A 26,386-nucleotide genomic window follows, 5' to 3' on the forward strand; every position below is an offset into this window, starting at 1 on the left:
CGAGGAGCCGCCATGTCCGATCTGCCGCCGAAGCCCGCCTCCGCAGTGTCCCGGCGCACCGTCGCCCGGGCGACGGCCGCCGCCGGCCTCGCCGTCCTGTTCGGGGCCGCGAGCGGCACGGCCCGTGCCCGGGCGGCCACCCGGCTCGGGCCGCGCACGCTGGACGTGTCCGTGCCCTCCGCCGCGCTCGGCCGCAGCGCGCCGGTACGGCTGATCCTGCCGTCCGGTTTCGACACACAGCCGGGGCGGACGTATCCCGTGCTGTACCTGCTGCACGGCGCCCACGACGACTACACGTCCTGGACACGGGAGGCCGACATCGAGGCGTTCACCGAGGGCCGCGACCTGATCGTGGCGATGCCGGACGCGGGCCCCACCGGCATCCCCAGCGCCTGGCGGGGCGGACCCGACTACGAGACGTTCCAGGTGAAGGAGGTGCCGGCGCTGCTCGCCCGGGACTACCGGGCCTCCGGGGCACGGGCGGTCGCCGGGGTCTCCACCGGCGGCTACGGCGCGATGGCCCACGCCGCCCGTCACCCCGGGCTGTTCGGGGCCGCGGCCTCCTACAGCGGCATTCTGGACACCACCGCCCCCGGTGTTCCCGCCATCATGGACGCGATCGTGGCCCGCGAGAACCTGCCGGCCGCGTCCCTGTGGGGTCATCCCGTGCTCAACCTGCTGACCTGGCGGGACTTCAACCCGCGCGCCCGCGCCGGCGGTCTGCGCGGCACCGCCCTGTACGTCTCGCAGGGCAGCGGAGTGGGCGGCGGCAGCGGCGATCCGCTGCCCGGGATCCTGGAGAGCGCCCTGTGGCCCTCGGCCCAGGCCTTCGCCGGCACGCTGGCTCTCCTGGGCATACCGGTCAGCACGCACTTCTACTCCGGAGGAGGACACGACTGGCCCTATTGGAAGCGGGAGTTCACCGCCTCATGGCCGATGCTCGCCCATGCGCTGGGCGTGCCGGAGTGACGGAGGTGCCGTCGGGGCACGGAACGGAGCGGAAGGGACGTCCGTCCGAGAGAGGACTGCCCACTTCTCCCACTGGCAACCGCCCGCGGGTGAGCCGCTTCCGGTCGAAAGGAGTGTCCGTGATGGCTGTGCCCACCCCGCACGGTGTGCCGGACCGCCCCGACACACCGCCGGTCCCGCCCGAGCTGGCGGAGCTGTTGCGCTCCCAGCTGGCAGTCGTCGCCGACAAGGTGGAGGAGGAGGTCCGCCGTCAGGTCCCCGAGTACGCGCGCCCCGCCGACGGGGCGTATCGCCGCAACCTGCGGTCCGGGGTGGTGCAGGCGCTGACCCTGTTCGTCGACCACATCGCCGACCCGCGCGACGACGGGAGTGCGATCGCGGCGACGTACTACGAACTCGGGCGGGGCGAGGCCGTGGAGGGGCGCAGCCTGGACGCGTTGCAGTCCGCGCTGCGGGTCGGCGGACTGCACGCGTGGCGGCTGATGGGCCGCACGGCGGAGCGACTCGGCCTGGACTCCACGGCTGTGGCCGCGCTCGGGGAGCTGGCGTTCCGTACCGTGCACGAGGTCGCCCAGGCGGCCGCGGCCGGCTACGCGGAGGCCCAGCTGCGCAGCTCGGACGAGCTGGAGCGGCGCCGCAGACGGCTGCTGGACCTGCTCCTGGAGGACGGGCCGGTGGCGCTGGAGGCCGTGCAGGACCTGGCGCACAGCGCGCGCTGGCCGGTGCCCCGCACGGTCGCCGCGGTGGCGCTGGCCGCCGCCCCGGACCGGCGGGAGGAGGACCGGCCGCTGGCGGCGGCCGGCGCGCTGGTGGACATGGAGTCCCGGCCGCCGAGCATGCTGGTGCCCGATCCGGACGGCTCCGGCCGTTTCGGCGGCCGGGCGTTCACGCTCGCGCTGCGCGGCCGGCCCGCCGCGATCGGCCCGACGGTCGCGGTCACCGAGGCCGCGCAGTCACTGCGCTTCGCCACCCGGGCGCTCGGGCTGATGGGGCGGGGCATCCTGCCGCGCCAGGGCGTGGTGCGGTGCTCGGACCATCTGTCGACCCTGCTGCTGTACGGCGACGAACCGCTGCTCGAACGGCTCCAGGCGCGGGTCCTCGCGCCGCTCGACACGGTCTCGGTGGGACAGCGCGAGCGGCTCGCCGAGACGCTGCTCGCGTGGCTGCTCAGCGGCAGCAACGTGCCCGACGTCGCCGTTCGGCTGCACATCCACCCGCAGACGGTCCGCTACCGCCTGCGGCAGCTGGAGAAACTGTTCGGCGACGCCCTGCACGATCCGGAAACCCGCCTCGATCTGATTCTCGCGTTACGCGCGGAAGCGTTGCACACACGACGGAACTGACCCCACCTGTTCGGGTGCCGTGCTCAATCGGCGACAAAAAACCGCGGCGATTCCATAATTCCGTCCATAACCTCCGGCGAGGGAAAGCGAATACGTTCGGGCCGTCCTTTTTCGCAGGCGCTCGACGCGCCTCACACGCGGAGGATCCCCCATGCGTATCCGTTTGTGTCTCGCCGCGCTCTCGCTGGCCGGCGGGGCCGGACTTGCCACCCTCTCGGCTCCCCCGGCCACCGCTGCGGCCTGCTCGGACGTCGAACTCGTCTCGGCCCGCGGCACGTTGGAGCCGGGCACGCTCGGCTTCATCGTCGGCGACCCGGTGTATTCCGCCCTGCAGAAGAAAGCGCCGGGAAAAAGCGTGTCCAGCTACAAGGTGAACTATCCGGCCGACCTCTCCCCGACGTCCGCCGCGCAGGGCAACGCGGACCTGGTGAACCATGTGCGGAGCCAGGCGGCCGCCTGTCCGAACCAGAAGTTCGTGCTCGTCGGCTATTCGCAGGGCGCGAACGTCGTCGACAACTCGATCGGCATCAGCAGCGCGGGCGCGGTGGTCGGCAGCCCCATCGTGGCCACACTGCCCGCCGCGGTCGAGCCCAAGGTCGCCGCGGTGCTGCTGTTCGGCAACCCGATCCGGGCGCTCGGCAAGAGCGTCACCGGCACCTATCAGAGCCGCACCCTGGACATCTGCGCCAAGGGCGACCCCATCTGCGAGAGCGGCGGGGGCGACGTCGGGGCGCACCTCGGCTACCGGGACGACGCCGACGCGGCGGCCACGTTCGCCGCGGGCAGGCTCTGAACCGCGGCCGCACCCGTAGGGGCCCGGGAGGATCTCCTCCCGGGCCCCGTGCGTACGGGGAGGCCTCAGCGGGGTGACCGCGCGAAGCCGGCGAGGCTGGTGGAGACGGGCTCGGGCCGGCCGTTGTTCTGCTCGGCCGTGGCGGTCAGTACGTCGAGGTGCTGGTAGCCGTCCGCGACCACGGGATGCAGTTCGGCCGGGACCCGTCCGGCCAGCAGTCCCTCACCGGCGAGCACGGTGAGCACCGGGTTGGCCTTGAGCCCGTCGGGATGAACGACGAGCTTCTTCACCTGCGGCGAGCCGGACAGCTGGATGTCGGTGACCAGCTTGGTCGGGAAGTACTGCTCGGTGAAGTCCAGCGGCTGCTCGGCCAGGCTGCGGGCGAGCTGCCGCACGTCGGTGACCTCCGCGCCGGGGCCGGTGAACGGGGTGCCGTCGGCCGACCGGTAGCCGGGGTCGTCGGGGTCGCCGACCCGGTCGTAGTTGCGCCAGGTGTAGAGCGGCCCCTTCGGCCGGTCCGGGACGGCCTTGTACGCGGTGCCGTACAGCCCGGGCTGCCGGTCGCTGCCGTTGGCGGCGGGGAAGCTCTTGTCGGCGATCGGCCCGCCGTCGAAGAAGCCGACACTGGTCTGCAGGAACGCCAGCGGTACGGAGTTGTCGTCGAGCAGGGCTCCGAGCACCGCCCCGTTGGTGAGCCGGAAGTCCTTCACCGCGGGCGAGCCGCTGAGGAAGGCGGCGGTGTCCTTGGCGAACAGGAAGCGGTGGGTGGCCTCGATGTTGAGGTTGGAGGGCAGATAGCCCGGCAGGTCGGCCTCACCGTCCAGGTCGTCGAGGGCGCCGAGGCCGGCGATGCCGAGCAGGGTCATGGTCTCGGGGTTCAGCAGCACCGGCGCGGACAGCGTGCGGGACAGCACGCCGCTGTCGAGCCCGGCCTGGACCACGCCGTAACCGAGGCCGACGTCGGGCAGGTTGGTGTCGTCGGGCAGATTGCCGCTGAGGTCGGCCAGCGAGGTGGAGACGGTGGTGTCGAGGGCGAAGTAGCCGGCGCACTGGTTGTACCCGGCGTCCGTCGTGGTGGCCCTGTTGCCGTCGAAGTCGGCGGCGGCGAAGTATCCGGTGATCACCCCGCCGAGCGAGTGCCCGCCGCACAGTACCTTCCGCTTGCGCTGCGTCTGGTCGGGCAACTCCGCGGCGAGCAGGTCGTACTGGTCCCGTACGGTCTGCTCGATGCCGAGCTTCGCCATCCAGCCCAGCTGCCCGTTCTCGGCGTAGCCGCCGAAGGTCCGGCCGTCGACCTGCTTGCCGCGGTAGTAGTAGTCGACGGCCGTGTGCTGGTCACCGGAGGCGATGCCGGTGCGGTCCTCCAGGCAGTTGGAGCGCCGGTCCAGCGCCCAGAACTCGATGTGCGCGCCCTGCTCGGCGGCGCGCGCCACGGTGTTGCGGGCGACGCTGTCGAACGCCCCCGCTCCTTCCAGGATGCCGGGCTGGGCGATGAGGATCCGGTCCGCGTCGGCCGCCGCGCCGGGCCTGTCGGCGGAGCGGTAGCGCAGGTACGACAGCCAGTCGCACGCGGCCGGGCGGGGCCCGGCCGACTCCGGCAGCGGCACCTTCACCCGCACCACCGTCTCCGTCACCCCGGTCACCGGCGACGTCGACGCCACCGGCGTCTCGGTCCGTGCCCCGTCGGCCCGGGCGCCCGGGGCGGTGGCGGTGAGTGTCCCCGCGGTCAACAGCACCGCCAGCGCGGTACCGCGCCACTTCCCTCTGTTCCTACGGTTCATGTCCATGCCATGGACGCTAGGGCGGGGGCGCAGAGCCTCTCAGGGAGTGCTGATGAGAACTCAGCTTCCGGATCGCGCCTTGTCACCGGCGCACAGCGCACACGCTGCCGGGGCCCGGGAGCGCCGGAGCGCGCCCGGCGTGTCCCGCTTCCGGCCGCGGTCGAGCTGCGAACCCGGGGTTTCGGGCGCATGGTGGGGCTATGGACGGTCAACCCCCCGTGGTCGTGCAGCCGCCCGCGTCGGACGGCGGACGGCTGGTGACCATCCACGGCGAGCGCATGGGCGTCGCCTACAGCCTGTTCGACGTACTGGACCTCCTGCACCGCGAGGGTCTGCCCACCACCGACACGGCCGTCGACGACACCGAGCTGATCGAGTGGCAGGGCGGCGGGCCGTACGACTGGAACAACGGGGCGTCCGACGAGGCGTGAGCCGTCGCGCGACACCGTCAGCGGAGTCGGCGCCGCAGGGCCGGCCGCGGAGGCACCTGGATCCCACCCCCGCACGGAACGCCCGGCGAGCCGTTGTCAGTGCCCGGGGTTACGCTGCGCGCAAATGGCTTCTGCCCCCTTTCGGGAGGTTCTCATGGTCTCGCGCCTCAACCCGTACCTCACCTTCAACGGCGACGCCCGGCAGGCGATGGAGTTCTACAAGGAGGTCTTCGGCGGTTCCCTGAACCTCAACACCTACGGCCAGTTCGGCCAGGCCGACGCCCCGAACGCCGACAAGATCATGCACGGCATGCTGGAGACCACCAGCGGCTTCACCCTGATGGGCGCCGACAACCCGCCGGGCACGGAAGCGGGACAGGGCCAGCCCTTCTCCGTGAGCCTGAGCGGCGACGACGACGCCGAGCTGCGCGGCTACTGGGAGAAGCTGTCCGCGGACGGCTCGGTGTCCGTCCCGCTGGAGAAGCAGATGTGGGGCGACGTGTTCGGCATGTGCACGGACCGCTTCGGCGTCCCCTGGATGGTCAACATCGTCAGAACGGAGAGCTGAGCAGGCCCTCCCGGGCGGTCCCGGACCGTCCGCCCCCAGGCCGCCCGTACGCGCCGTTCACCTGCCGGCGCGCTGGAGCGGAGCGCCCGGGGGATACAGGGGCGGGACGGGAACGCGGGGCGGGCCGCCCCGGTCAGCCTGGAACCGGCCCGCTGGTCCCGCGTACCACCAGCTTCGGGTCCAGCACCGCCTCCCTCGGCTGAAGTTCCTTGTCCTGAAGTCGTTCGACGGCGAAGCGGACCGCGTGCTCGGCCATGAGGAGGGCGTCCTGGCGGACGGTGGTCAGGCCGATGGGCATGAGGTGGGAGAGGTGGCTGTCGTCGTAGCCGACCACGGACAGATCGCGCGGAACCTCGACGCCGGCCCGGGTGAGGGCCATCAGCAGACCCATCGCGCAGCGGTCGTTGCCGGCGAGGACCGCCGTCGGCATCGGCCGCCCCGCGTCCCGTTCGCCCAGCAGCAGACGGCCGGTCTCGACGCCCGACTCCTCGGTGTGGTGACCGGGGATCACCCGCGCCTCGCCCCCCAGCCCGTGGCGGCGCATCGCGGCGCGGTAGGCGCGTCGGCGCTCCGCCGAACCAGGGCCGCGTCCGCCGTCGATGTGCACGATCCGGCGGTGCCCCAGCTCCACCAGGTGGTCCATGGCCTGCCGGACGCCCTTGCCCTCGGCGGAGTGCACGAAGTCGACCCGGGCCTCGGGCACCCGGCGGCTGACCGAGACGGCGACGGTGCGCTGACCGAGTGCGTCGAGGTAGGCGGGGTCGGCGTCCGGGCCGAGCAGGATCACCGCCTCGCAGCGGTGGCTGAGCAGCGCCTCGATCGCCTTGGCCTCGCTGCGGCCGTGCGTGGCTCCGGAGAGCAGGACGTCGTAACCGAGCCGCTCGGCCTCGGGGTAGATGCCCGTGATGAGATCCGTGTGGAAGGTCTGGTGCACGGTGAACATCACGCCGAGCGTGCGGCTGCGCCCGCGGGCCAGCAGCCGGGCCGCGCTGTCGGGCCGGTAGCCGATCTCGTCGGCCACGCGCAGGACCCGTTCCCGCGTCTCCCGGGCGGCCCCGGCCTGATTGCGGAAGATGATCGAGACCAGCGCACGGGACACGCCCGCCTTCTCGGCGACGTCCGCCATCGTGGGCCGCTGCCTGCCCGATGCATCCACCTGTGATCCACCCTCCGCCGCCGACCACCTTAAAGGGTGCTCCGCACCGCGCCGCCGCGCACGGCTCCCGCAATCTCCCGGCAACAACCTATTGACATGACATTTGGAACGAGGCCATCGTACTCGAACTAGAGCGCACTAGTAGAGCGCGGCAGGACCTTCCCCACTTCCAGCTGAGCCCCCTGTTTCCCTCCCCGAAGGACACCCCCATGGCAACGGCGCCTCCCCCTCTCCGTCCCACCGTCGGCAATCTGTGCCTCGGCTCCGCCCCCGGCTCCCGGGGCGCCCGGTTCCCCGGGGTGCCGAACCCGGCCGACACCAGCGGCCTGTCGGGTACCCGGCGCCCGATTCTCGACAGGTAAGGAGCGGCCATGGACCTCAGGGACGACGCGACACCGGCCCCCACCCCAGCCCCTGCCACCGCCGTCGCGGACGACGCTCCCCCGGCGGTCAAGCGGCGGCTGCGGCTCATCACGATCATCGCCACGTTCGGTGGTCTGCTCTTCGGCTATGACACGGGCGTCATCAACGGCGCCCTGCCCTACATGACGGACGACCTCGGCCTGACCCCGGTCACCGAGGGCATGGTCACGAGCTCGCTGCTGCTGGGTGCCGCGCTGGGCGCGGTGACCGGCGGCCGGTTGTCGGACGCGCGCGGCAGGCGGCGCAACATCCTGCTGCTGGCGGTGCTGTTCTTCGTCGGCGCGCTCGGCTGCACGCTCGCCCCGACGACCGAGGTGATGATCGTGGCGCGGTTCGTGCTCGGTCTCGCGGTCGGCGGTGCGTCGGTGACCGTGCCGGTCTACCTCGCGGAGGTGTCGCCCGCCGAGCGGCGCGGCGCCCTCGTCACCCGCAACGAGCTGATGATCGTCAGCGGTCAGCTGCTGGCGTTCACGTCCAACGCGATCATCGCCCAGGTCGGCAGCGAGTCCGGTGGCGTGTGGCGCTGGATGCTGGTCGTCGCCACGCTGCCGGCCGTGGTGCTGTGGTTCGGCATGCTGGTGATGCCGGAGAGCCCGCGCTGGCTGGCGTCCCGGAGCCGCTTCGGCGAGGCCCTCGAAGTCCTCAGGCAGGTGCGCTCGCAGGCCCGCGCGGAGGCCGAGCTGAAGGAGGTCACCGCGCTCGCCGTCAAGGACGAGCAGGAGAAGCTGGGCGGCTGGCAGGACATCAGGAGCACGCCGTGGGTGCGGAAGCTGATGTTCGTCGGGTTCGGCATCGCGATCGTGCAGCAGATCACCGGCGTCAACACGATCATGTACTACGGCACGCAGATCCTCACGGACGCCGGTTTCGCCGCCGACAGCGCGCTGACGGCCAACATCGCCAACGGTGTGATCTCGGTGCTGGCCACCTTCGTCGGCATCTGGCTGCTCGGGCGGGTCGATCGCCGGCCGATGCTCATGACCGGCCAGATCGGTACGACCGCGGCTCTGTTGCTGATCGGGATCTTCTCCCTGGTGCTGCCCTCGGGCGACCCCCGGGCGTTCGCGGTGCTCGCCATGACGGTCACGTTCCTCGCCTTCCAGCAGGGCGCGATCTCGCCGGTGACCTGGCTGATGCTGTCGGAGATCTTCCCGATGCGGATGCGCGGCTTCGGTATGGGGATGGCGGCCGTGGTGCTGTGGCTGACCAACTTCGTGATCGGGTTGGTCTTCCCGTCCCTGGTCTCCGGGATCGGGATCTCCAACACCTTCTTCCTGTTCGTGGTGGCGGGCGTGCTGTCCCTCACCTTCGTGAAGCTGTACGTCCCCGAGACCAGGGGCCGCACGCTCGAGACCCTCGAGGCCGAGCTCCGGACGCGCTTCTCCTGACCTGCTCCTGACCCTCTCCTGATCTTCCGCAAGGAGTGCATCATGACCGTACGAGTCGGCGTCATCGGCGCCGGAATGATCGGGCAGGACCACGCCCGGCGGCTCACCGAGGTCGTCACGGGGGCGACCGTCACGGCCGTGGCCGACGTCGACGCCGAGCGCGCCGCCGAGGTGGCGGCCCGGTTCGGTGCCACGGCGCTGCCCACCGGCGCGGAGCTGGTCGCCTCCCCGGACGTGGACGCCGTCCTCGTCACCTCGTGGGGGCCGACGCATGCCGAGCACGTCCTGAGCGCGATCGCGGCCGGCAAGCCGGTGTTCTGCGAGAAACCGCTGGCGACCACCGCCGAGGACTGTCTGCGGATCGTGGAGGCCGAGCGGGCGCACGGCCGCCGCCTTGTGCAGGTGGGCTTCATGCGCCGCTTCGACGCCGGTTACCGCCAGATGAAGGAGGTCCTGTCGACCGGTTCGCTCGGCGCCCCGCTGATCGTGCACTGCGCCCACCGCAACCCGACGGTGCCGGAGTCGTACCACTCCGCCATGGCCGCGCAGGACACGGCCGTGCACGAGATCGACGTGCTGCGCTGGCTGCTGGACGACGAGATCGTCTCGGCCCAGGTGGTCACCCCGCGCGCCACGAGCAAGCGGTTCGGGCACCTGAAGGACCCGCAGATCATGGTCTTCGAGACGGCCGAGGGCGTCCGCGTCGACCTGGAGGTCTTCGTCAACTGCCAGTACGGCTACGACATCCAGTGCGAGATCGTCGGCGAGGACGGCCTGGTCCGTCTGCCCGACCCGGCGGCCGTCGGGGTCCGCACCGCGGCCCGGCACGGCACCGGCGTGCTCCAGGACTGGAAGGAGCGCTTCGCGGAGGCCTTCGACACCGAGTTCCGCGAGTGGGTCGCGTCGGTGGCGGCCGGCACCGAGCCCACCGGCCCGTCCTCCTGGGACGGTTACGCCGCCACCGTCATCACCGACGCCGCCGTCCGGTCCCTGGAGTCCGGCGGCGAGATCGCCGCCGTCGACATCAAGCCCCGTCCCGCGCTCTACGGAGGCACCGCGTGAAGATCGCCCTCGACCCGTACATGTTCCGCGCTCTGCCGATCGACCAGATGGTGCGCACGGTCGCCGAACTCGGCTACGAGTACATCGAGTTGTCTCCCCGCGAGGACTTCATGCCGTTCTTCCTGCACCCGCGTGCGGACGACGAGCGGGTGTCGGAGCTGAAGAACGCGCTGCGCAGGCACGAGGTGCGGCTCTCCTCGGTGCTGCCGCTGTACAAGTGGTCCTCGCCGGACGAGACCGAGCGGCAGGCAGCCGTCCGCTACTGGAAGCGGATGATCGAGATCACCGTCGAGCTCGAATGCCCCTTGATGAACTCGGAGTTCAACGGCCGTCCCGAGCGCGCCGCCGAGAGCGAGGCCGCGTTCTGGCGGTCGCTGGAGGAACTGCTGCCGGTCTTCGAGCGGGAGGGCCTGGCCCTGAATCTGGAAGCCCACCCGGACGACTTCTGCGAGGAGAACACCCCGGCCGTCGACCTCGTCCGCGCGATCAACAAACCGTGGGTGAACTACCTGTACTGCGCCCCGCACTCCTTCCACCTGTCGGGGGCCTCGGAGACGGGCGCCGACATCGCGGCGATGATGCGTTACGCCGGTGACAAGCTCCAGCACGTGCACATCGCGGACTCCTTCAACCACAAGGGGTCCAGCGGCCTGCGCTACATCCTGAACCCGCCGGGCACGGCGGCCCGGATCCACCAGCACCTGGACATCGGTCAGGGCGAGGTGGACTGGGACGTCTTCTTCGGCACGCTGCGCGAGCTGGGCTTCGACGGTGTCGCCACGTCCTGTGTCTTCGCCTGGGAGGAGCGGGCCCGGGAGTCGTCGGCGTTCATGCTGGACCGTATCCGGAAGGAGCTGGCCGCCTAGGACCGCTGCCCGGGCCGGGCGGCGGGTCGGGAGCTCGTGAGGATCACGAGTTCCTGCGTGGCCCGGGTCAGCGCCACGTAGTGGTCGACGGCGCCCTCGATGCCGTCGCCGAAGTTTTCCGGGTCGACCAGGACGACCAGGTCGAACTCCAGTCCCTTCGACAGCTCCGGGGTGAGCGACCGGACCCGGGGCGAGGCCGGCCGGAACGCGGGATCGCCGATGACACAGGCGATCCCGTCGGCGTGTCCGGCCAGCCAGGTGTCGAGGATCGACGTCAGCTCGGTCGCGGCCGCGTGCCGGACGGGTACGCCACCGCTGCGGATCGAGGTCGGCACGTTGGCGTCGGGCAGCACGGCACGGATGACCGGCTCGGCCTGCGCCATGATCTCCTTCGGGGTGCGGTAGTTGATGCTGAGCGAGGCCAGGTCGATCCGGTCCAGCCCCACCCGTTCGAGCCGTTCCCGCCACGACTCGGTGAACCCGTGCCGGGCCTGGGCGCGGTCCCCGACGATGGTGAAACTCCGCGACGGGCAGCGGAGCAGCAGCATCTGCCATTCCGCGTCGGTCAGTTCCTGGGCCTCGTCGACCACGATGTGCACGAACGGTCCGGCGAGCCGGTCCGGGTCGCCGGCGGGCACGGCGCTGTCGTCCACCAGGGAGTTCCGCATGTCCTGTCCGCGCAGCATGATCAGCACGCCTTCGCCGTCGTCGTAGGTGTGCGCATGAAGCAGGTCGTCGATGACGTCTTCCATGCCTTCCCGCTGGGCGGCGACGGCGGCCTCCTGCCGGCGCTTGCGGCGCGACGCCTCCGGGTCGCCGAGACGCTGCCGTGCCGCGTCCAGCAGCGGCAGGTCCGACACGGTCCAGGCCTGGGCCTCCTCGCGTTGCAGCGTGCGTACCTCGTCCCGGGTGAGCCAGGGGGCGCACATGCGCAGATAGGCCGGCACCGACCAGAGGTCCCCGACGAGGTCCGTCGCCTCCAGCAGCGGCCAGGCGAGGTTGAAGGCCGTGCGCAACTCCCTGTCCCGCGAGAGCGACTTGCGCAGCAGGTCCTCCGAGACCTCGCCCTCGTGCTTGTCGACGAGGATCGTGAGGAGCTCCTCCCAGACCTGGTCGCGTGCCTCGTTGTGCGGGGTGCCGGGCTCCGCCGCGTCGAACGCGACGGCCCAGTCGTCGGCGCTCAGGCGGATGTCGGACCAGTGGGTCGTGACCGTCATGCTCTCGGCGGGCGGTTCCTCGTAGAAGCGGACCGCCTTCTCGACGGCCCTGACCATGTCCGCGGACGACTTCAGCCGGGCCGCCTCCGGGTCGGTCTCCTCCTCCGCCGTGGCCCCTTCGTCGACGAGATCCCGCAGGACGCAGGTCTGTACGCCCTCCTCGCCGAGGCTGGGCAGGACGTCGGAGACGTAGGCCAGGTAGGGCCGGTGCGGGCCCACGAACAGGACGCCGCCCCTGCGGTGCTGCCCGAGACGGGGGTCGGAGTAGAGGAGATAGGCGGAGCGGTGCAGGGCGACGACGGTCTTGCCGGTGCCCGGGCCGCCGTCGACGACGAGGGCACCGCGGGACCCGGCGCGGATGATGGCGTCCTGGTCGGCCTGGATGGTGCCGAGCACGTCCCGCATCCGGGGCGAACGGGTGGTGCCCAGGCTGGCGATGAAGGCGGACTGGTCGTCCAGCGCGGCGTGCCCGGCGAAGCCGTCCGCGGTGAACACCTCGTCCCAGTAGTCGGTGATCCGGCCGTCGGTCCAGCGGTACCGGCGGCGGCTCCTGAGACCCATGGGGTCGGCGTGCGTGGCCCCGAAGAACGGCTCGGCCGCGGGGGAACGCCAGTCGACCAGCAGCCGGCGGCCCTCGCTGTCCGTGAGGCCGAGCCGCCCCACGTACACGGGCTCGGAGTCGTCCGCGCCGACCATGTGCCCGAGGCACAGGTCCAGTCCGAAGCGGCGCAGGGCGCGCAGCCGGGTGGTGAGCCGGTGGATCTCGGCGTCCCGGTCCATCGCCTGCCGGCCCTTGCCGCCGGGTGCCTTGCGCTCTGCCTCGAGTCGGTCGGACACTTCGGCGATCGTCTGCTCCAGGCACTCGGCGACGGCCGCGAAGTGCCGCTCGTCACCGGCGATCAGTGCCGGGTCGTCCTTGGCCGAGAGGCGGTCGGGGAGATCGAACGCGCTGGTGGTCAGGGGGGTCACGGCATGCTCCCGTTGTCGCAGGTCCTGGCTCAGGCCGGACAGTGTGCGGCACCACGGGGGCCTTGCCGCAAGACCCCCTGTGTGCTATAGGTTGAGAGTGGCAAGGAGAGGGCTCCTTGCCTTTCTTGTTTTCCGCCGCTCCTGTTTTCCGCCTTTGCTGGTTCTTGCAGGACCGCCCGCCCATCCGCCGTCTTTCGTATGGCACGCTCTTTCGTCCGGGCAGCGTGGAGAGGCGGCGGTATGCGCATAGGACTGCTGGGCACCGGACCCTGGGCGCAGATGGCCCACGCACCCGCCTTGAGCGGGCATGAGGAGCTGGACTTCGTGGGGGTGTGGGGCCGTCGCCCCGAGGCGGCCAAGGAGCTGGCCGAGCGGCACGGGGTCCGGGCGTACGACGATGTCGACGAGTTGTTCGCCGAGGTGGACGCGGTCGCCGTGGCGCTGCCGCCGGACGTGCAGGCCGGGCTCGCCGCGCGTGCGGCGCGGTCCGGGTGTCATCTGCTGCTCGACAAGCCTCTGGCGCCGACGGTGGAGCAGGGGCGGGCCGTCGTCGAGGCCGTCGAGGAGGCGGGTGTCGCCTCGGTCGTGTTCTTCACGACCCGCTTCCAGCCCGAGCCGGCGGCGTGGATCGCCGAGCAGGCGGGGGTGCCGGGCTGGTTCACGGCCCATGCGCGGTGGCTGGGGGCGGTGTTCACCAGCGAGAGCCCCTTCGCGACGCCGTGGCGACGGGAGAAGGGCGCCCTGTGGGACGTGGGGCCGCACGCCCTGTCCGTACTGCTGCCGGTGCTCGGCGACGTGCGGCATGTGACGGCGGCCGCCTACGGCCCGGGCGACACCGCCCATGTCGTCCTCGACCATGCGGGCGGTGCGTCGAGCACCCTCACCCTCAGCCTGACGGCACCGGCCGAGGCGACCGGTGCCGCCGTGGAGCTCCGGGGGGAGGCGGGCGTCACGAACCTCCCCGACAGCTCCGAGGGAGCGGTGCCCGCGCTGATGCGGGCCGCGGACGCCCTGCTCACCGCGGCCCGGTCCGGCCGCCCGCACACCTGCGACGCGGCGTTCGGCCTCCGGGTGACGGAGATCCTGGCGGCGGCCCAGGGCCTGCTGAACGGTGACGCCGTTTGAGCCGGCCGTGGCGCGAGGCGCTCCGACGGTTCACCACTGGTAGAGGTACTGGTTCCAGGTCCCGTAGTACCCGGTCCCGTAGTAGCGCCACGTGTCGGTGTCGAGCAGCAGCACGTGGCCGCCCCAGTAGGCCGCTTCGTTCAGCTGGAAAACGGCCCACCATCCTGTGTTGCTCATCGGGGTGTTGCTCGTGCGCACCGCTCGGGACTGGAACCAGGCCCACATGTCACGTGCTCGGATGGGCCGACGGGCGGGGGTGTAGCACCGGGCGTTGATGTACGGGTTGGCTGTGGTGAGTTCCGTGTATCCCGCGCGAATGAAGGCGTCCGAGAGGAAATGGGCGCAGTTGTTGGAGAACGTGTCGCCGCCCAGGCAGCTTTCCGTCCAATAACTGCCGACGGTGGAGAGGGGAGGAAGGACCCTGGGCACCGTCACCTGAGCCGTGTCCCCGCCGGCGTAGCTCGGGGCGCCCGCCAGTTCCTCGCTCGGTGGAGGGGCGATGTGTTCCATCTGCTCGTCGGTCACCGACGTGCTCGCCGCGGTCGGATCCCCCGCCAGGTGAGGGGAGGCCGGCGGTGCGATGTTCTCCATGGCGACCGTGAAGGAGTCCTCGGGTTCACCGGCGCGTATCCGGCTCATGCGGAAGGCTGTTGCTCCTGCCCTCACCCACACTCTGACCCGGTCCTCGCTGAGCTGCTCCCGCTCCATGATGTCGGACTTGGCGAACGAGTAGACGGATTCGTCGGAGACCACCACCACGATGTTCCCCGGGATGTTCCCGTCCTCGCGGCTGTAACCCTCGAAGGGGACGGTCGAATTGCGCCTCGCGGCCCGCTCCATAAGCGAAATGAGGTCGCTTTGTTGATCCTTCATGAAATGCTCGGCCATTTTTGATTCCCTCCTCAACAGTCCACCGTCTTGAGTGCTTTCGCAGATCACCACCCCGTTTCAGCGTGCACCTGCGCTCCGATGTGCGCCACCTGTGGGGTTGTGCCTACCGAGGCGGTATGCGGCCAGTCGACGTACGATGAAAAAGGCATTCGCCCAGAACCCCGCACAGCACGAGAGGGGTATTTCCGTGACTGCGCTCGTCGACTACCGGAGCAACAGGATCGTCCAATTGATGCAGGAGCCCGTGGAGCGACGCGACGCGGCGTGGTTGCGGGATTCTTTGCAGCAGGCCGTTCTCCTGGAACTCGCCACGCTCCCGCCCTACTTGTGCGGCCTGTGGTCGATCAAGGATCCCGTCCAGGACGAGGGCGTCTTCAACGCCATTCGAGAGATCGTCTTCGACGAGATGTCGCACCTGGGCCTCGCCGGCAATCTCCTCACCACCATCGGCGGCTTCCCCCACCTCGCGGACGAGAGGACGGCTCCGGCCTACCCGGGACCGCTGCCCGGGGGCGTCCGGCCGGACCTGACCGTCTCCCTGAGCGGCCTGTCCAAGAACTCCCTGGACATGTACGCGCGCATCGAGGAACCCGACCACCCGATCGCGAAAGCCGACACGTACACCTCGATCGGGGCCTTCTACAGTGCCGTCCTGGCGGCGTTCAGGGAGCATCCGGAACTGATCACCGGTGCTCACCAGCTGATCAGGAACATGTCGGGCCACGGCCAGGGCAACACCATCGTGGCCATCGGATCCCTCGCGGACGTCGAGGCGGCGATCGGCGTGATCAAGGAACAGGGCGAGGGCACCTCGGCGTCCCCGGAGAATCCCCACCACGGAGACACCGACGAGATGGCCCACTACTACGTCTTCCGCGAGATCTACCACGGCCGCAAACTCGTCAAGACCGCCGAGAACCCGGACCGGTGGGAGTTCGTAGGCGACCCGATCCCCCTGCCTCGCTGCCTGCCCATGGCCACCGTCCCTCCCGGGGGCTGGGGAACGACGGGCGCGGCGGCGCCCGACGCCGAGACGAGGCGACTCCTCGACGAGTTCAACCAGGTCTACAGCGAGATGCTGCGGCTCCTGGAATCGGCTTGGAAGGCAGATCTTCCGGCGACGAGGAAGGACCTGCTGAACAAGGCCGTGCGCCAGATGTCCGGCCTCCAGGAGCGTGGTCCGACGCTGATGGAGCGTCCGCTGCCCGGCGGCAGCGGCGAGACCTACGGCCCGGAGTTCCGGTACGTCCCCGTGTGAACGGGCGCAGGCGCACAGCCCGTTTCTCTATACGGGCCGGAAGTTGAGCCGCTCCTTGACCACCGGGAAACCGGCCTTCGCGAAATGCGCCGCCATGGGGACGTTGCCCCGGTCCGTCGCCGCGGCGATGAACTCCGCGCCGTGGTCGACCAGCCAGTGGGTGCATTCGGTCAGCAGGTCGTAGGCGTAGCCGTGGCCTCGCTGGTCCGGCAGGACACCGATGAAGCCGATGCACGGGCCCGACGGGTTGTGGGCCGGGATGTGGATACCGACCGGTTCGCCCCGCGGTGTGTGCGCGACCTGCCACCACTCGCGGGGCGAGGGGCACCAGTGGAAGAAGTCGAGTTCCTCCTGGGCCGCCTGGTCGAGCCCGCCCTCTTCGATGGCCTTCAGCGCGTGGACGTCCAGAGTGGCGGAGTGGATGCGGCGCAACGCGTCGAAGAACACCGCGTCGTCCGGTTCGGGGCGGAACTCCAGGCGTCCGGGCCGGTCGGGCAGGCCGTGGTCGGGCGTCCAGCGGTACAGCAGGCGTTCCACCAGCAGTTCGTAGCCGGCCGTCCGGGCGGCGGTGAAACGCGTCTCGGCCGCGGTGCGCGACGCCGGGTCGTCGCGCCAGCCGGCGGGCAGGTTCAGCTCCAGCTCCACCTGCCAGGGCGCGGAGCGCAGGAGTGCGGCGCCCGCTTCCTCCTCGCCTTCGGCCACGTCGAACCAGTTGAGGTTCACGGGCTCGGTGTCGTCGGGGCCGCCCCACCAGGCACCGCGGGCGACGACACGGCCGTCGCGCAGCGCCACCCGTTTCCAGTCGGGGCGGTGCCGGGTCAGCCGGTGGCTGTCGCGGGCGCCCAGCGGGTCGGGCAGGGTGTCGAAGAGATCGGCGTCGCTCGTGTCGAGCGCGCGGATGACCACGTCAGTCATGGACTTCCTTCGGGAGGCAGGCTGGCTGCGGGCAGCGCTCCCGGTGAGGTTTCAGACGTGGCACGCCGGGACGGGGGGCAGGGAGCGCCGGGACGGTGTGAACTGCACGACTCGGCCCTCCTTCCACGGGTCTCGGGGCGTGGCGGGCCACACGCTACGGGATCACTGACGGTCCGTCCATGGCTTTTCCCGCCCGGTGGGGCGCCCTGCCGACTCCCCGAGGCCCGGCGTGCGGCGCTCGGTGGGGCGTAGCAGCGTGGTGGTGTGAGCAGTGCACGCAGGCGGCTGCCGCGCCGGGACGGGTACCGGGACCTGGACCGGCGCGGCTGGCTGCGTGGCGCACCGCCACCGGTCTGGGCGCGGATGCTGCCGACGGCGATGCTGGCGGGTGTGTGCGCGGCGGAGCTGATCAGTCCGGATCCGCTGGACATCGGCTTCCTGCTGGGAGCGATCCCGCCGCTGGCGGTGCTGGCACACGGACCGGTCGCGACGGCGGTGCTCGGTGCCCTCGCGGTGGTCGTGCTGACGGTTCCGCTGTTCAGTCTGAACGATCCGGGCAGCACCGATGTCCTGACCGTGTGCTTCGTCGCGCTGCTGAGCGTGCTGCTGTCGTTCGTCCGCAGCACACGTGACGCCCAGCTGGTCACCGAGCGGGCCGTCGCCGAGGTCGCGCAGCGGGCCGTCGTACCGCCGCTGCCGGAGCGTGTCGGGCCGGTGCGGTGCGCGGGACTGTACCGGGCCGCGCAGAGCGGGACACTGGTCGGGGGCGACTTCTTCGACGTACGGGCGGGCCCCTACGGCGTACGCGCGGTCATGGGCGACGTGCAGGGACACGGGCTGTCGGCCGTCGCCACCGTCGCGTCGCTGCTGGGGGCGTTCCGAGAGGCGGTGCTGGACCAGCCGGACCCGGAGGCGGTGGCCGCCCGGCTCGACCGGAGACTGGCCGTGGACTCCTCGGGCGAGCCGCATGCCGAGCTGTTCGCGACGGCGGTGCTGATGGACTTCTCCGCCGACGCGGGTGTGGTGCGGATCGTGGCGTGCGGGCAGTCCGGGCCGCTGCTGCTGCGGGGCGGGCAGGTCGTCGAGCTGGACGTCGAGCCGGGCACACCGCTCGGGCTGGGCCTCGCCGAGGTGACTCCGCCGAGGGTCGTCTCGGTGCGGCTGCGGGCGGGTGACCGGCTCTTTCTGGCGTCCGACGGTGTCACCGAGGCCAGGGACGCCGACGGGGCGTTCTATCCCCTGGCCGAGCGGCTGCCCGGCCTTGCCGACGCGGATCCGGGCGCGCTGGCCGAGCGGGTGTGGAGCGACCTGATGCGGCACTGCCCGGACGTCCGGGACGACGTCACGATGCTCGTGCTGGCGCCCGGCCGGCAGGGCGGGACCTGACGGCGAGGGGCGGCGGCGGGCGGCGGCCCGCGGTACGTCGCGGGCCGCCGCCTGTCGGCCGGTCGGCCGGTCGGTCGGTCGGTCGGTCGGGGCGTCAGTGCCCGATCTTGCACCTGTCGCAACGCCATACCGGTTCCCGCACACCGCCGCCCGAAGATCTACCGGACGTCATCCCGGCACCCCGCAGGCAGCCGGTCAACCGGACACACCCCGCGAGCCCGCCGACGCCCTCCGTGAGCCTGACGGACTCCATACCCGGGGGCCCGTCGGCCGCCGGCCGAACATCCGCCCGACACCCTCCCCGGAACACCCGGAACACCCGGAGCCCGCCGACAGCCGATCAAGGATCTAGCGGCCGCAGGACCGCAGGGCGATGATTTGCCAGGCCTCGCCCCACGGCTCGGGGTGCCGTTCCGTGGGCTCCGGCCGTCGGGCGGGATCGTTCGCGTACCGTTCGAAGGGGCTGTCGGTGGGTTCCTGGTGGGGTCGCCGCTGTGGTCGTGCGGGCTCTCCGGATGCACGCCGGGCTCGCGCGTTGAATGGTGGTCTCGGACCCGTTTTTCAGCACCGGGGCCGCACCAGCGATCCGGACCCTAGGAGCAGAGAACATGTCGAATTCAGAGCCCCACGCGTCCCGGCCGCCCGAGGACCGCGCCACCCCGGACCGCCTGCTCCACGCCCACACCAGCACCGACGTCTCCCCGGAGGACCTCGTCCTCGCCTCGGGGAAGGACCTCACCCCGCACAACCTGGAATGGGCCAAGCGCAAGCTGGCCGCGGAGGGCCCGGCCGCGCTGGAGAAGCTGCTGCCGTAACCCTCAGGGACGCCCGGGGCCCCGAGACCACCGGCTGCCCGGCGCGGAAGCGCGCGGATGCGGTGAGGTCACGCCCTGCCGTCCTCCTCGGGCAGCGCGTCGTCCTCCACCACGTGGACCGCCGCCTCCTCCGCGCCCGCGGCGCCCCCGTCGATGCCCGCGTCCGTGGCGACGGTCTCCTTCGTCGTGTCGGGGTGGGCCCCCTCGTCCGGGGCGACCAGACGCCCGGCGCGGGTGGTGCCGGCTTCGGGGTCGACCGGTTCGCCGTCACTGTCGGGGGTGTCGCCCACGCCGTCCCCGAGGGGCTCGGCCGACACGTCGGGGACCTCCTGCGACAGACGTTCGTCGAGGGTCTCGCCCTCGTGCTGCTCGGCCGCGGTGGTGCCGGTCTTGGTGACGCCGAGCGGCTTCTCCGGCGGGGAGTAGCCCTCGTCGAGGGTGTCGTCGTAGGTCCGTTCGTCGACGGCGTCCTGGAGGTCCAGCGGCGCGGCGTCCTCCTGCTCCTCGTTGCTGCCGGTGGGCTGGTACGCGTCGTCCGCCATCGGTTCGGAGTGCATCGGTTCCGTGCCCATCACTTCTGCCTCCCTGTCGTGCTGCGTCGACTCGTGGGTCTCATGTGCCCGTTCCGCGTTTCCCGTTACGCGGGCTCTAACCTCGGCCGACCGGTGGTGGAGGTCACCCACCCGCATCCCCCGACGGCTTGCGGGTGGTGTCGTCGATGGCGGCGATGTGGTCGGCGTCGAAGGCGTGCCGCATGCCGAGCGTGTACGCGGTGACGCCGATGCCGACGCCGAAGGTCCGGGTGCCGATGGTGTGGTGCTCGGGGGCGACGATCGCGGCGAGGGTGAGCCAGCCGATCACGTGCAGGGCGACGATGACGGCGGCCATCCCCCCGACCCTGGTCCACTCCTGCCGCGTCATGGAGGCGTGGACGCGGCGCCGGGCCGTGCGCTGGGCAGGGGCCGGGGCGGGGAGGGGAGGCGTGGACTCAGGGGCGGCCGTCATCGGGGGGAGGGTCTTTCTGTCGGACGGACGGCTGCGCTTCACAGCCTCGCGCCATCCTCCGGTACCTGCAAGTCATGTGCAGTAAAGCCCGTGACAGGTCTTGTTCACGGAACCCAAAAGTCCGTGTCCGCCGCCGAGTGTTCGCCTCAGGTCGCCGGCGCGACGCGGACGTCCAGGTTCGAGATCCGGTGGACGGGCCAGGTGCGGGCGTAGCGGGGTGGAGTGCCGCCGGCCGGGCTGATGTGGGCGACCGGGAGGCGGTCCGCGGTGCGCAGGATCTCCGCCACGGTGGTGTTCTCGTTGTGGCCGGAGGTCGCGCCCGAGGAGCAGCCGGTGTAGTAGCCGATCGGGATGGCCTCGTGGCCGGTGAGCAGGCAGGGCGGGCGGACGCCGAGGCGGTGCAGTGCGCCGGCGGTGCGGTCCCAGTCGCGGCGGCTCTCGGTGTTGCGGGCCACGGCTCCTTGCAGGACGGCCAGCTGTACCGCCAGATGCCCGGCCAGGCCGAGTGCGACCAGGGCGGCGGCGAGCGGTCGCCACGTCCCGCGCGGGGTTCTGACCAGGTGCCACAGGGCGTCGGCGACGGGGATCGCGAGCAGCGCGTAGGCAGGCTGGAGGAAACGGGGCGCCGCGTAGCCGATCATGAACAGGTACGGCAGGGCGGCCGTGGTGGCGCAGGCGAGTGGCACGACGGTCCGTGACGGGCGCCGGGCCCGGACGGCGACGACCAGCCCCAGGGCGGCCAGCACGGGCAGGACGAACCACCAGGCGGTGACGAGCGGGTGGGGCATCGAGCCGGTGCACGGCCGGCACAGGGCCCGTCCGCCCAGGCTGCGCAGCTGGTCGTCGACGGCGATCTGCCAGCCCAGTCCGCCCTGGATGCGGGAGGCCTCCGACAGTCGCTGCCCGAGCCCGCCGTGGTCGGCATAGGCCTCGACCACCCAGTCGACGGCGCCCGCCGCGAGGCCCGCCGTGAGCGCGAGGAGCAGGCGCCCGTGGCGGCGTAACAGCGCGAGGACGAGCAGGGGTACGGCCACGTAGACCGCGTCGGTGGGCCGCATCCACGCCATGAGCGCGGCGCCTGCGGCGACGCCCCACAGGGCCGCCCGCGCGGAGTGGTCCGCCCGCGCCCGCAGGAAGCAGCCCACCGTGATCAGCGCGCCGATCGCGACCCAGTAGTTGGGCATGGCCTGCGGACCGTAGAAGAGGGTCACCCACAGGGAGGCGAAGAAGGCGCCGCCGACGACCAGGACGCGGGTCGGGAACAGGCCGCGCCAGGCGCGCAGGGCCAGGTAGAGGGCGAGGCCCGACAGCAGGGCGAGGTAGACGCGCAGCAGGGGAACGGACGAGGACCAGGACGCCACGGGCGCCACGAGCAGGGACACGCCCCGGGAGCGCGGCGCGCTGAAGAAGGCCGCCGGGGTGTGGGGGGTGACCTGGCTGACGTAGACGATCTCGTCCCAGCCGAGACCCAGCACGGGCCGGACCAGGACGAGCTGCGCGAGGGTGAAGACGGCTGCCACGACGGCGAGCGGCCGGTTGCCACGCGCCGTGCGGGCCGTGCCAGGCCGGCCCGTCTGTTCGCGTCTTCGTCTGCGAACGAGGATGGCGTTCGCGCCGTCAGCCATGTTCCGCCCCTTGTCCCGATGATCCGAAATCCCGATCAAGCTAACCCGTCGGGTGGGGACGTGCAGGGCGGAATACGGCCAAGTGTCCGAGCCGGGGAGTGAGGGTCAGCGGACGTTCGGGGCGCGGTGCGGGGGCTGGCTGGGGGCCGGGCGCCGGGGCAGCGGAGGGACGGGGCGGGAGACGGGGCTGCCCTCGTGCACCGTCACCTCGGTGCCGTGGTGACGGATCGTCAGGGGCGGGCCCGAACGCAGGGTGTACGTGGCCTGTCCGTCGGTCAGCTCGACCCGCAGGCGGCGGCCGAGGAACCCCACCGTGAACGCCAGACGGCTGAACCTCTCGGGCAGGCGCGGCGCGAACCGGAGACCGCCGTCGGTGCACCGCATGCCGCCGAAACCGGCGACCAGCGCCATCCAGGTGCCGGCCAGCGAGGCGATGTGCAGTCCGTCGCGGGTGTTGTGCTCCAGGTCTCCCAGGTCCATCAGCGCGGCCTCGGCCGTGTAGGCGCAGGCCAGGTCCAGATGGCCGGTCCGGGCCGCCATGACGGCCTGGACGCAGGCCGACAGGGAGGAGTCCCGTACGGTCAGCGGCTCGTAGTAGGCGAAGTTGCGGGCGATCTGCTCCTCGTCGAAATACTCCTCGAAGAAGCTGCCGCAGGTGTACATCGCCAGCACCAGGTCCGCCTGCTTGACGACCTGTTTGCGGTACAGGTCGAAGTAGGGGAAGTGGAGCATCAGCGGGTACTGGTCCGGCCTGGTGCGTTCGAAGTCCCAGCGCTGGTACCGGGTGAAGCCGGCGTGCTGTTCGTGGACGCCGAGTTCGTCGTTGTAGGGGACGTGCAGGGCCTCGGCGGCGTCCCGCCAGGCGGCGCTCTCCTCCTCGTCGGCGCCGAGCCGTGCCGCCTCGTCGGGGTGGCGTTTGCAGACGTCGGCGGCGGCCAGCAGGTTCGCCCGGGCCATGAGGTTGGTGTACGTGTTGTCGTCGGCGATGGCGCTGTACTCGTCCGGTCCGGTGACGCCGTCGATGTGGAAGACGCCCCGGTCGTCGTGGTGGCCGAGGGAGCGCCACAGCCGGGCGGTCTCCACCAGCAGCTCCACGCCGACCTCGCGTTCGAACTCCTCGTCGCCGGTGACCGCCACGTACCGCACCACGGCGTCGGCGATGTCGGCGCCCACGTGGAAGGCGGCGGTGCCGGCCGGCCAGTACGCGGAGCCCTCCGAGCCCTCGATGGTGCGCCAGGGGAAGGCGGCGCCGCGCAGGCCGAGCTGGGCCGCGCGCTCCTGCGCGGCGGGCAGCGTGTCCAGGCGCCAGCGCAGGGCCTCGGCGGCCGCCCCCGGCGCGGTGTAGGTCAGCAGCTGGAGCACGAACGCCTCGGTGTCCCAGAAGGCGTGCCCGTCGTAACCGGAGCCGGTGAGTCCCTTGGCCGGTATGGCGCGCTGTTCGGCCCGGGCGCCGGCCTGGAGGACGTGGAAGAGGGCGAAGCGGACGGCCTGCTGGATCTCCTCGTCGCCGTCGATCTCGACGTCGGCGCGCGCCCAGAAGTCGTCGAGGTACTCCCGCTGGTCCGCGAGCAGCCCCGACCAGCCGCTGTGCGCGGCTGCCGCCAGCGCCGCCTCGACCTGGTCGCTCATCGCGGGCCGGGACCGGGCGCCGGACCAGCCGTGCGCGACCAGCTTCTCCACCCGAAGCCGCTCCCCCGGCTCCAGCACGGAGGTGATGGTCAGCCGGGCCACGTCCACGTTGCTCTCGCTGCTCGTCGTGGTCCGCTCGGGGCCGTCGACGACGTGGTCGGCGGCCACGGCCACCCGCAGGCCGCTGCGGCGGGTGCGGTGCACCAGCCGCAGCCGGCTGCCCGAGGCGAAGTCCTCCTCCGGTTCCAGCGGCGACTTCAGCGCCATGGCGGCACGCGGGTCGCCGTCCGGCTCGGGCAGGCTCTCGTTGGCGACCAGTTCCGACTGGACGACCACCCGGGTACGGCTGTCGACGGGCTCCACCTCGTACGCCACGGCGGCGATCGCCCGCTGGGTCAGGGAGACCAGCCGAGTGGAGCGCACCCGGACGGTCGAGCCCGCCGGTGAGGTCCACTCACAGACCCGCTCCAGCACGCCCCGCCGCAGGTCCAGGGTCCGTTCATGGGTGACGAGCCGCCCGTAGCGCAGGTCGAACGGCTCGTCGTCGACCAGGAGGCGCAGCACCTTGCCGTTGGTGACGTTGATGGACGTCTGGCCCGACTCGGGGTAGCCGTAGCCGGCCTCGGCGTACGGCAGGGGGTGCAGTTCGTGGACCCCGTTGAGGTAGCTGCCGGGCAGGCCGTGCGGTTCGCCCTCGTCGAGGTTGCCGCGCCAGCCGATGTGGCCGTTGGACAGGGCGAACACGGACTCGCTCTGCGCCAGGACGTCGAGGTTGAGCTCCTTCTCCCGCACGGTCCAGGGTTCGACGGTGTACGCCCGCTGTGCGATCACTGCGCGTCCCCCAGTTCGGCGAGGTCCTTCACCACGATGTCGGCGCCGTGCGCGTACAGCGCGTCGGTCTGCCCGACGCGGTCGACGCCGACGACGTACCCGAAGCGGCCGGCGCGTCCCGCGTCCATGCCTGCCAGCGCGTCCTCGAAGACGGCGGCCTCGTCCGGCCGGACGCCGAGGTCCTCGGCCGCGGCCAGGAACGTGTCGGGGTGCGGTTTGCCCGGCAGCTTGCGCTCGGCGGCGACCACGCCGTCGATCCGTACGTCGAAGAAGTGCTCGGCGCCGATCGAGCGCAGCACGTCCAGGCAGTTGGCGCTGGAGGAGACGATCGCGGTGCTCAGGCCGTGGGCCCGGACCGCCTCCAGGTAGCGGAGGGTGCCCTCGTAGGCCTCGACGCCGTCCGTGCGGATCTTCTCCAGGACCAGATCGTTCTTGCGGTTGCCCAGCCCGTGGACGGTCTGCGCGCCCGGTGGGTCGTCGGGGTCACCCTCGGGCAGGTCGATGCCCCGGGACGCGAGGAAGGTGCGGACGCCGTCGGCGCGCGGGCGGCCGTCGACGTACTCGTCGTAGTCGCGCGCCGCGTCGAACGGCCGGAAGTCCTCGCCGTCCCGCTCCCGCAGGAAGGCGTCGAACATCTGCTTCCAGGCGGCCGCGTGCACGACGGCCGTCCGGGTGACCACGCCGTCGAGGTCGAAGAGGCAGGCATGGATGTCGTCGGGAAGACCGAGCTGCGTCATACAGAACCGGTTCCCGAACCGGAGACGTCCAGTGAGTGGCGCACGCCACATCCTCGGGGGCGCGCGGGGTCAGTCGTGCGGAAACGAGTGGTGTTCGTGCGCCACCAGCCAGCGGCCCTCCTCCTTGCGCAGCCCGAACGTCAGACGCAGGCGCAGGGTGGGGCGTTCGGCCAGTTCCTCCGGGGTGCCGCAGCGCAGCAGGGCGTACGCGTAGGCGGTGTCGGTGCCGGCGGTGACGTCGAGGGTGTCGATCTCGAAGCTCGCGCCCTGGGCCTGCCACTCGAAGAACGGGGGCCAGGCCGCGCTGTAGACGGCCAGCCCGTGGAGGCCCTCGTGGGGCGGCGGTACGTCGTACATGACGATGTCCTCGGCGTGGTCGGCGAGGACGCCGTCGAGATCACCCCGGTGGACGGCGTCGGCCCAGTGGGTGATCAGTGCGCGGATCCGGGCTTCGTCGTCGGACACGGTGCGGCTCCTTTCTCCCCCTCCCTCTGGCGGACGGCCCGCGCGCAGGGTGACACACTCGGCTGTGTGCCGCTCACCTTCGACGACCTCGTCCACCGCGCCCGTACCCTCCCGCGGGACGGCCGGCGCGCGATCCTCGGCATCGCCGGGTGCCCCGGCGCGGGCAAGTCGACGCTCGCCGAGCACCTGGTACGGGAGCTGAACGGAACGGGCGAGCCGTGGGTGGCGCATGTCCCCATGGACGGCTTCCACCTCGCCGACAGCGAACTGGAGCGGCTGGGCCGCCGGGACCGCAAGGGGGCGCCCGACACGTTCGACGCGGCCGGGTACGCGGCCCTGCTGGAGCGGCTGCGCGCGGAGCCGCACGACGAGCTCGTGTACGCGCCCGGCTTCGAACGCGTCCTGGAGCAGCCGATCGCGGGGGTGATCCCGGTCCCGCCGACGGCCCGGCTCGTCGTGACGGAGGGCAACTACCTGCTCCTGGACAACGGCCCCTGGGCCCGGATCCGGCCCCGGCTCGACGAGGTGTGGTTCTGCGAGCTCGCCGAGCCGGAGCGACTGCGGCGTCTGGTGGCCCGGCACGAGGAGTTCGGCAAGGGCCACGAGGAGGCGGTGGCCTGGGTGATGCGTTCGGACCAGCGCAACGCCGAACTGGTCGCGACCACCCTCGGCCGGGCCGACCTCGTCGTGCCCGAGTCGGCGCTGCCGCGCGTGGAGGCGTGAAGACCTCGGCCGGGC

The 26,386-nt window shown here is 71.7% G+C and carries 23 protein-coding genes and 1 pseudogene; 13 read left to right on the forward strand and 11 right to left on the reverse strand.

The genetic code is table 11. The features are described 5' to 3' along the window. Positions 1 to 12 precede the first annotated feature (12 nt). From ABEA82_RS30510 to ABEA82_RS30520, 3 genes are all read left to right on the forward strand, one after another. Complete coding sequence (locus tag ABEA82_RS30510) at positions 13 to 969, forward strand: alpha/beta hydrolase (protein WP_345664933.1); 957 nt, start codon at positions 13 to 15, stop codon at positions 967 to 969. 122 nt (positions 970 to 1,091) lie between these two features. After that, positions 1,092 to 2,312, forward strand: a complete 1,221-nt coding sequence (locus ABEA82_RS30515; RefSeq protein WP_345664934.1) for a PucR family transcriptional regulator — start codon at positions 1,092 to 1,094, stop codon at positions 2,310 to 2,312. A gap of 151 nt (positions 2,313 to 2,463) precedes the next feature. Then, entirely contained in the window at positions 2,464 to 3,105 is a 642-nt protein-coding gene (locus ABEA82_RS30520; RefSeq protein WP_345664936.1) for a cutinase family protein, read from the forward strand. A gap of 65 nt (positions 3,106 to 3,170) precedes the next feature. Here ABEA82_RS30520 and ABEA82_RS30525 read toward each other — a convergent pair whose 3' ends face one another. Beyond that, the gene (locus ABEA82_RS30525; protein ID WP_345664937.1) at positions 3,171 to 4,892 is read right to left on the reverse strand and encodes a hypothetical protein; all 1,722 of its coding nucleotides are present in this window, start codon (positions 4,890 to 4,892) and stop codon (positions 3,171 to 3,173) included. A 194-nt stretch (positions 4,893 to 5,086) separates the two neighbouring features. Here ABEA82_RS30525 and ABEA82_RS30530 point away from each other — a divergent pair, with 194 nt between their 5' ends. Together ABEA82_RS30530 and ABEA82_RS30535 are read left to right on the forward strand one after the other, a co-directional pair. Further along, positions 5,087 to 5,317: a hypothetical protein gene (locus ABEA82_RS30530; protein ID WP_003995007.1), complete on the forward strand. Its 231-nt coding sequence runs from the start codon at positions 5,087 to 5,089 to the stop codon at positions 5,315 to 5,317. 154 nt (positions 5,318 to 5,471) lie between these two features. Next, a complete protein-coding gene (locus ABEA82_RS30535) occupies positions 5,472 to 5,885 on the forward strand; it encodes a VOC family protein (protein ID WP_345664938.1) in 414 nt (137 codons plus the stop codon). A gap of 133 nt (positions 5,886 to 6,018) precedes the next feature. On the opposite strand, the gene ABEA82_RS30540 is transcribed toward ABEA82_RS30535, so the two are convergent. Beyond that, complete coding sequence (locus ABEA82_RS30540) at positions 6,019 to 7,011, reverse strand: LacI family DNA-binding transcriptional regulator (protein ID WP_345664997.1); 993 nt, start codon at positions 7,009 to 7,011, stop codon at positions 6,019 to 6,021. Positions 7,012 to 7,412: 401 nt separating this feature from the next. Here ABEA82_RS30540 and ABEA82_RS30545 point away from each other — a divergent pair, with 401 nt between their 5' ends. Genes ABEA82_RS30545 through ABEA82_RS30555 form a run of 3 tightly spaced genes read left to right on the forward strand, consistent with a single transcriptional unit; the run spans position 7,413 to position 10,780 of the window. Next, entirely contained in the window at positions 7,413 to 8,852 is a 1,440-nt protein-coding gene (locus ABEA82_RS30545) for a sugar porter family MFS transporter (RefSeq protein WP_345664939.1), read from the forward strand. A gap of 42 nt (positions 8,853 to 8,894) precedes the next feature. Next, complete coding sequence (locus tag ABEA82_RS30550) at positions 8,895 to 9,914, forward strand: Gfo/Idh/MocA family oxidoreductase (protein WP_345664940.1); 1,020 nt, start codon at positions 8,895 to 8,897, stop codon at positions 9,912 to 9,914. Then, entirely contained in the window at positions 9,911 to 10,780 is an 870-nt protein-coding gene (locus ABEA82_RS30555; RefSeq protein ID WP_345664941.1) for a sugar phosphate isomerase/epimerase family protein, read from the forward strand. The genes ABEA82_RS30550 and ABEA82_RS30555 overlap by 4 nt, the downstream gene beginning before the upstream one ends. On the opposite strand, the gene helR is transcribed toward ABEA82_RS30555, so the two are convergent. Continuing rightward, positions 10,777 to 12,966, reverse strand: a complete 2,190-nt coding sequence (gene helR, locus ABEA82_RS30560) for an RNA polymerase recycling motor ATPase HelR (RefSeq protein ID WP_345664942.1) — start codon at positions 12,964 to 12,966, stop codon at positions 10,777 to 10,779. The genes ABEA82_RS30555 and helR overlap by 4 nt on opposite strands. A gap of 240 nt (positions 12,967 to 13,206) precedes the next feature. On the opposite strand from helR, the gene ABEA82_RS30565 reads away from it, so the two are divergent. Next, on the forward strand, positions 13,207 to 14,091 hold the full coding sequence (locus tag ABEA82_RS30565; protein WP_345664943.1) for a Gfo/Idh/MocA family protein: 885 nt from the start codon (positions 13,207 to 13,209) through the stop codon (positions 14,089 to 14,091). 30 nt (positions 14,092 to 14,121) lie between these two features. On the opposite strand, the gene ABEA82_RS30570 is transcribed toward ABEA82_RS30565, so the two are convergent. Beyond that, positions 14,122 to 14,979, reverse strand: coding sequence for a hypothetical protein (locus ABEA82_RS30570; protein WP_345664944.1), 858 nt, complete (start codon positions 14,977 to 14,979; stop codon positions 14,122 to 14,124). 190 nt (positions 14,980 to 15,169) lie between these two features. On the opposite strand from ABEA82_RS30570, the gene ABEA82_RS30575 reads away from it, so the two are divergent. Next, positions 15,170 to 16,240, forward strand: a complete 1,071-nt coding sequence (locus ABEA82_RS30575) for a ferritin-like domain-containing protein (RefSeq protein WP_345664945.1) — start codon at positions 15,170 to 15,172, stop codon at positions 16,238 to 16,240. A gap of 27 nt (positions 16,241 to 16,267) precedes the next feature. On the opposite strand, the gene ABEA82_RS30580 is transcribed toward ABEA82_RS30575, so the two are convergent. After that, complete coding sequence (locus tag ABEA82_RS30580; RefSeq protein ID WP_345664946.1) at positions 16,268 to 17,155, reverse strand: GNAT family N-acetyltransferase; 888 nt, start codon at positions 17,153 to 17,155, stop codon at positions 16,268 to 16,270. Between the two features lie 363 nt (positions 17,156 to 17,518). On the opposite strand from ABEA82_RS30580, the gene ABEA82_RS30585 reads away from it, so the two are divergent. Then, positions 17,519 to 18,541, forward strand: a complete 1,023-nt coding sequence (locus tag ABEA82_RS30585) for a PP2C family protein-serine/threonine phosphatase (RefSeq protein ID WP_345664998.1) — start codon at positions 17,519 to 17,521, stop codon at positions 18,539 to 18,541. Positions 18,542 to 19,149: 608 nt separating this feature from the next. Next, positions 19,150 to 19,356, forward strand: coding sequence for a hypothetical protein (locus tag ABEA82_RS30590; protein WP_345664947.1), 207 nt, complete (start codon positions 19,150 to 19,152; stop codon positions 19,354 to 19,356). Positions 19,357 to 19,424: 68 nt separating this feature from the next. Here the strand turns inward: ABEA82_RS30590 and ABEA82_RS30595 are convergent, their stop codons facing one another. The 6 genes and pseudogenes from ABEA82_RS30595 to ABEA82_RS30620 form a co-directional block, all read right to left on the reverse strand. Continuing rightward, entirely contained in the window at positions 19,425 to 19,913 is a 489-nt protein-coding gene (locus ABEA82_RS30595; protein WP_345664999.1) for a DUF5709 domain-containing protein, read from the reverse strand. A gap of 142 nt (positions 19,914 to 20,055) precedes the next feature. Continuing rightward, a pseudogene (locus ABEA82_RS30600) lies at positions 20,056 to 20,361 on the reverse strand (HoxN/HupN/NixA family nickel/cobalt transporter); the annotation flags it as partial. A 146-nt stretch (positions 20,362 to 20,507) separates the two neighbouring features. Beyond that, positions 20,508 to 21,986: a hypothetical protein gene (locus tag ABEA82_RS30605; protein WP_345664948.1), complete on the reverse strand. Its 1,479-nt coding sequence runs from the start codon at positions 21,984 to 21,986 to the stop codon at positions 20,508 to 20,510. A gap of 105 nt (positions 21,987 to 22,091) precedes the next feature. After that, a complete protein-coding gene (locus ABEA82_RS30610) occupies positions 22,092 to 24,446 on the reverse strand; it encodes a glycoside hydrolase family 65 protein (protein WP_345664949.1) in 2,355 nt (784 codons plus the stop codon). Next, positions 24,443 to 25,183: an HAD family hydrolase gene (locus tag ABEA82_RS30615; RefSeq protein ID WP_345664950.1), complete on the reverse strand. Its 741-nt coding sequence runs from the start codon at positions 25,181 to 25,183 to the stop codon at positions 24,443 to 24,445. The genes ABEA82_RS30610 and ABEA82_RS30615 overlap by 4 nt, the downstream gene beginning before the upstream one ends. A gap of 69 nt (positions 25,184 to 25,252) precedes the next feature. Then, positions 25,253 to 25,648, reverse strand: coding sequence for a YybH family protein (locus tag ABEA82_RS30620; protein WP_345664951.1), 396 nt, complete (start codon positions 25,646 to 25,648; stop codon positions 25,253 to 25,255). Between the two features lie 66 nt (positions 25,649 to 25,714). Here ABEA82_RS30620 and ABEA82_RS30625 point away from each other — a divergent pair, with 66 nt between their 5' ends. Then, on the forward strand, positions 25,715 to 26,371 hold the full coding sequence (locus ABEA82_RS30625; RefSeq protein ID WP_345664952.1) for a nucleoside/nucleotide kinase family protein: 657 nt from the start codon (positions 25,715 to 25,717) through the stop codon (positions 26,369 to 26,371). Positions 26,372 to 26,386 lie beyond the last annotated feature (15 nt).

Origin of the sequence: Streptomyces venetus (assembly GCF_039540295.1) — a bacterium.
GTDB classification, from domain to species: Bacteria; Actinomycetota; Actinomycetes; order Streptomycetales; family Streptomycetaceae; genus Streptomyces; species Streptomyces venetus.

Excerpts from the sequence above, each read along its gene's own strand:
- ABEA82_RS30605 (WP_345664948.1), bottom strand. The coding sequence starts at position 21,986 with ATGGCTGACGGCGCGAACGCCATCCTCGTTCGCAGACGAAGACGCGAA.
- ABEA82_RS30520 (WP_345664936.1), top strand. The coding sequence starts at position 2,464 with ATGCGTATCCGTTTGTGTCTCGCCGCGCTCTCGCTGGCCGGCGGGGCC.
- ABEA82_RS30510 (WP_345664933.1), top strand. The coding sequence starts at position 13 with ATGTCCGATCTGCCGCCGAAGCCCGCCTCCGCAGTGTCCCGGCGCACC.
- ABEA82_RS30570 (WP_345664944.1), bottom strand. The coding sequence starts at position 14,979 with ATGGCCGAGCATTTCATGAAGGATCAACAAAGCGACCTCATTTCGCTT.
- ABEA82_RS30550 (WP_345664940.1), top strand. The coding sequence starts at position 8,895 with ATGACCGTACGAGTCGGCGTCATCGGCGCCGGAATGATCGGGCAGGAC.
- ABEA82_RS30525 (WP_345664937.1), bottom strand. The coding sequence starts at position 4,892 with ATGGACATGAACCGTAGGAACAGAGGGAAGTGGCGCGGTACCGCGCTG.
- ABEA82_RS30565 (WP_345664943.1), top strand. The coding sequence starts at position 13,207 with ATGCGCATAGGACTGCTGGGCACCGGACCCTGGGCGCAGATGGCCCAC.
- ABEA82_RS30535 (WP_345664938.1), top strand. The coding sequence starts at position 5,472 with ATGGTCTCGCGCCTCAACCCGTACCTCACCTTCAACGGCGACGCCCGG.
- ABEA82_RS30540 (WP_345664997.1), bottom strand. The coding sequence starts at position 7,011 with ATGGCGGACGTCGCCGAGAAGGCGGGCGTGTCCCGTGCGCTGGTCTCG.
- ABEA82_RS30515 (WP_345664934.1), top strand. The coding sequence starts at position 1,092 with ATGGCTGTGCCCACCCCGCACGGTGTGCCGGACCGCCCCGACACACCG.
- ABEA82_RS30545 (WP_345664939.1), top strand. The coding sequence starts at position 7,413 with ATGGACCTCAGGGACGACGCGACACCGGCCCCCACCCCAGCCCCTGCC.
- ABEA82_RS30615 (WP_345664950.1), bottom strand. The coding sequence starts at position 25,183 with ATGACGCAGCTCGGTCTTCCCGACGACATCCATGCCTGCCTCTTCGAC.
- ABEA82_RS30585 (WP_345664998.1), top strand. The coding sequence starts at position 17,519 with ATGCTGCCGACGGCGATGCTGGCGGGTGTGTGCGCGGCGGAGCTGATC.
- ABEA82_RS30595 (WP_345664999.1), bottom strand. The coding sequence starts at position 19,913 with ATGCACTCCGAACCGATGGCGGACGACGCGTACCAGCCCACCGGCAGC.
- ABEA82_RS30590 (WP_345664947.1), top strand. The coding sequence starts at position 19,150 with ATGTCGAATTCAGAGCCCCACGCGTCCCGGCCGCCCGAGGACCGCGCC.
- ABEA82_RS30530 (WP_003995007.1), top strand. The coding sequence starts at position 5,087 with ATGGACGGTCAACCCCCCGTGGTCGTGCAGCCGCCCGCGTCGGACGGC.
- ABEA82_RS30580 (WP_345664946.1), bottom strand. The coding sequence starts at position 17,155 with ATGACTGACGTGGTCATCCGCGCGCTCGACACGAGCGACGCCGATCTC.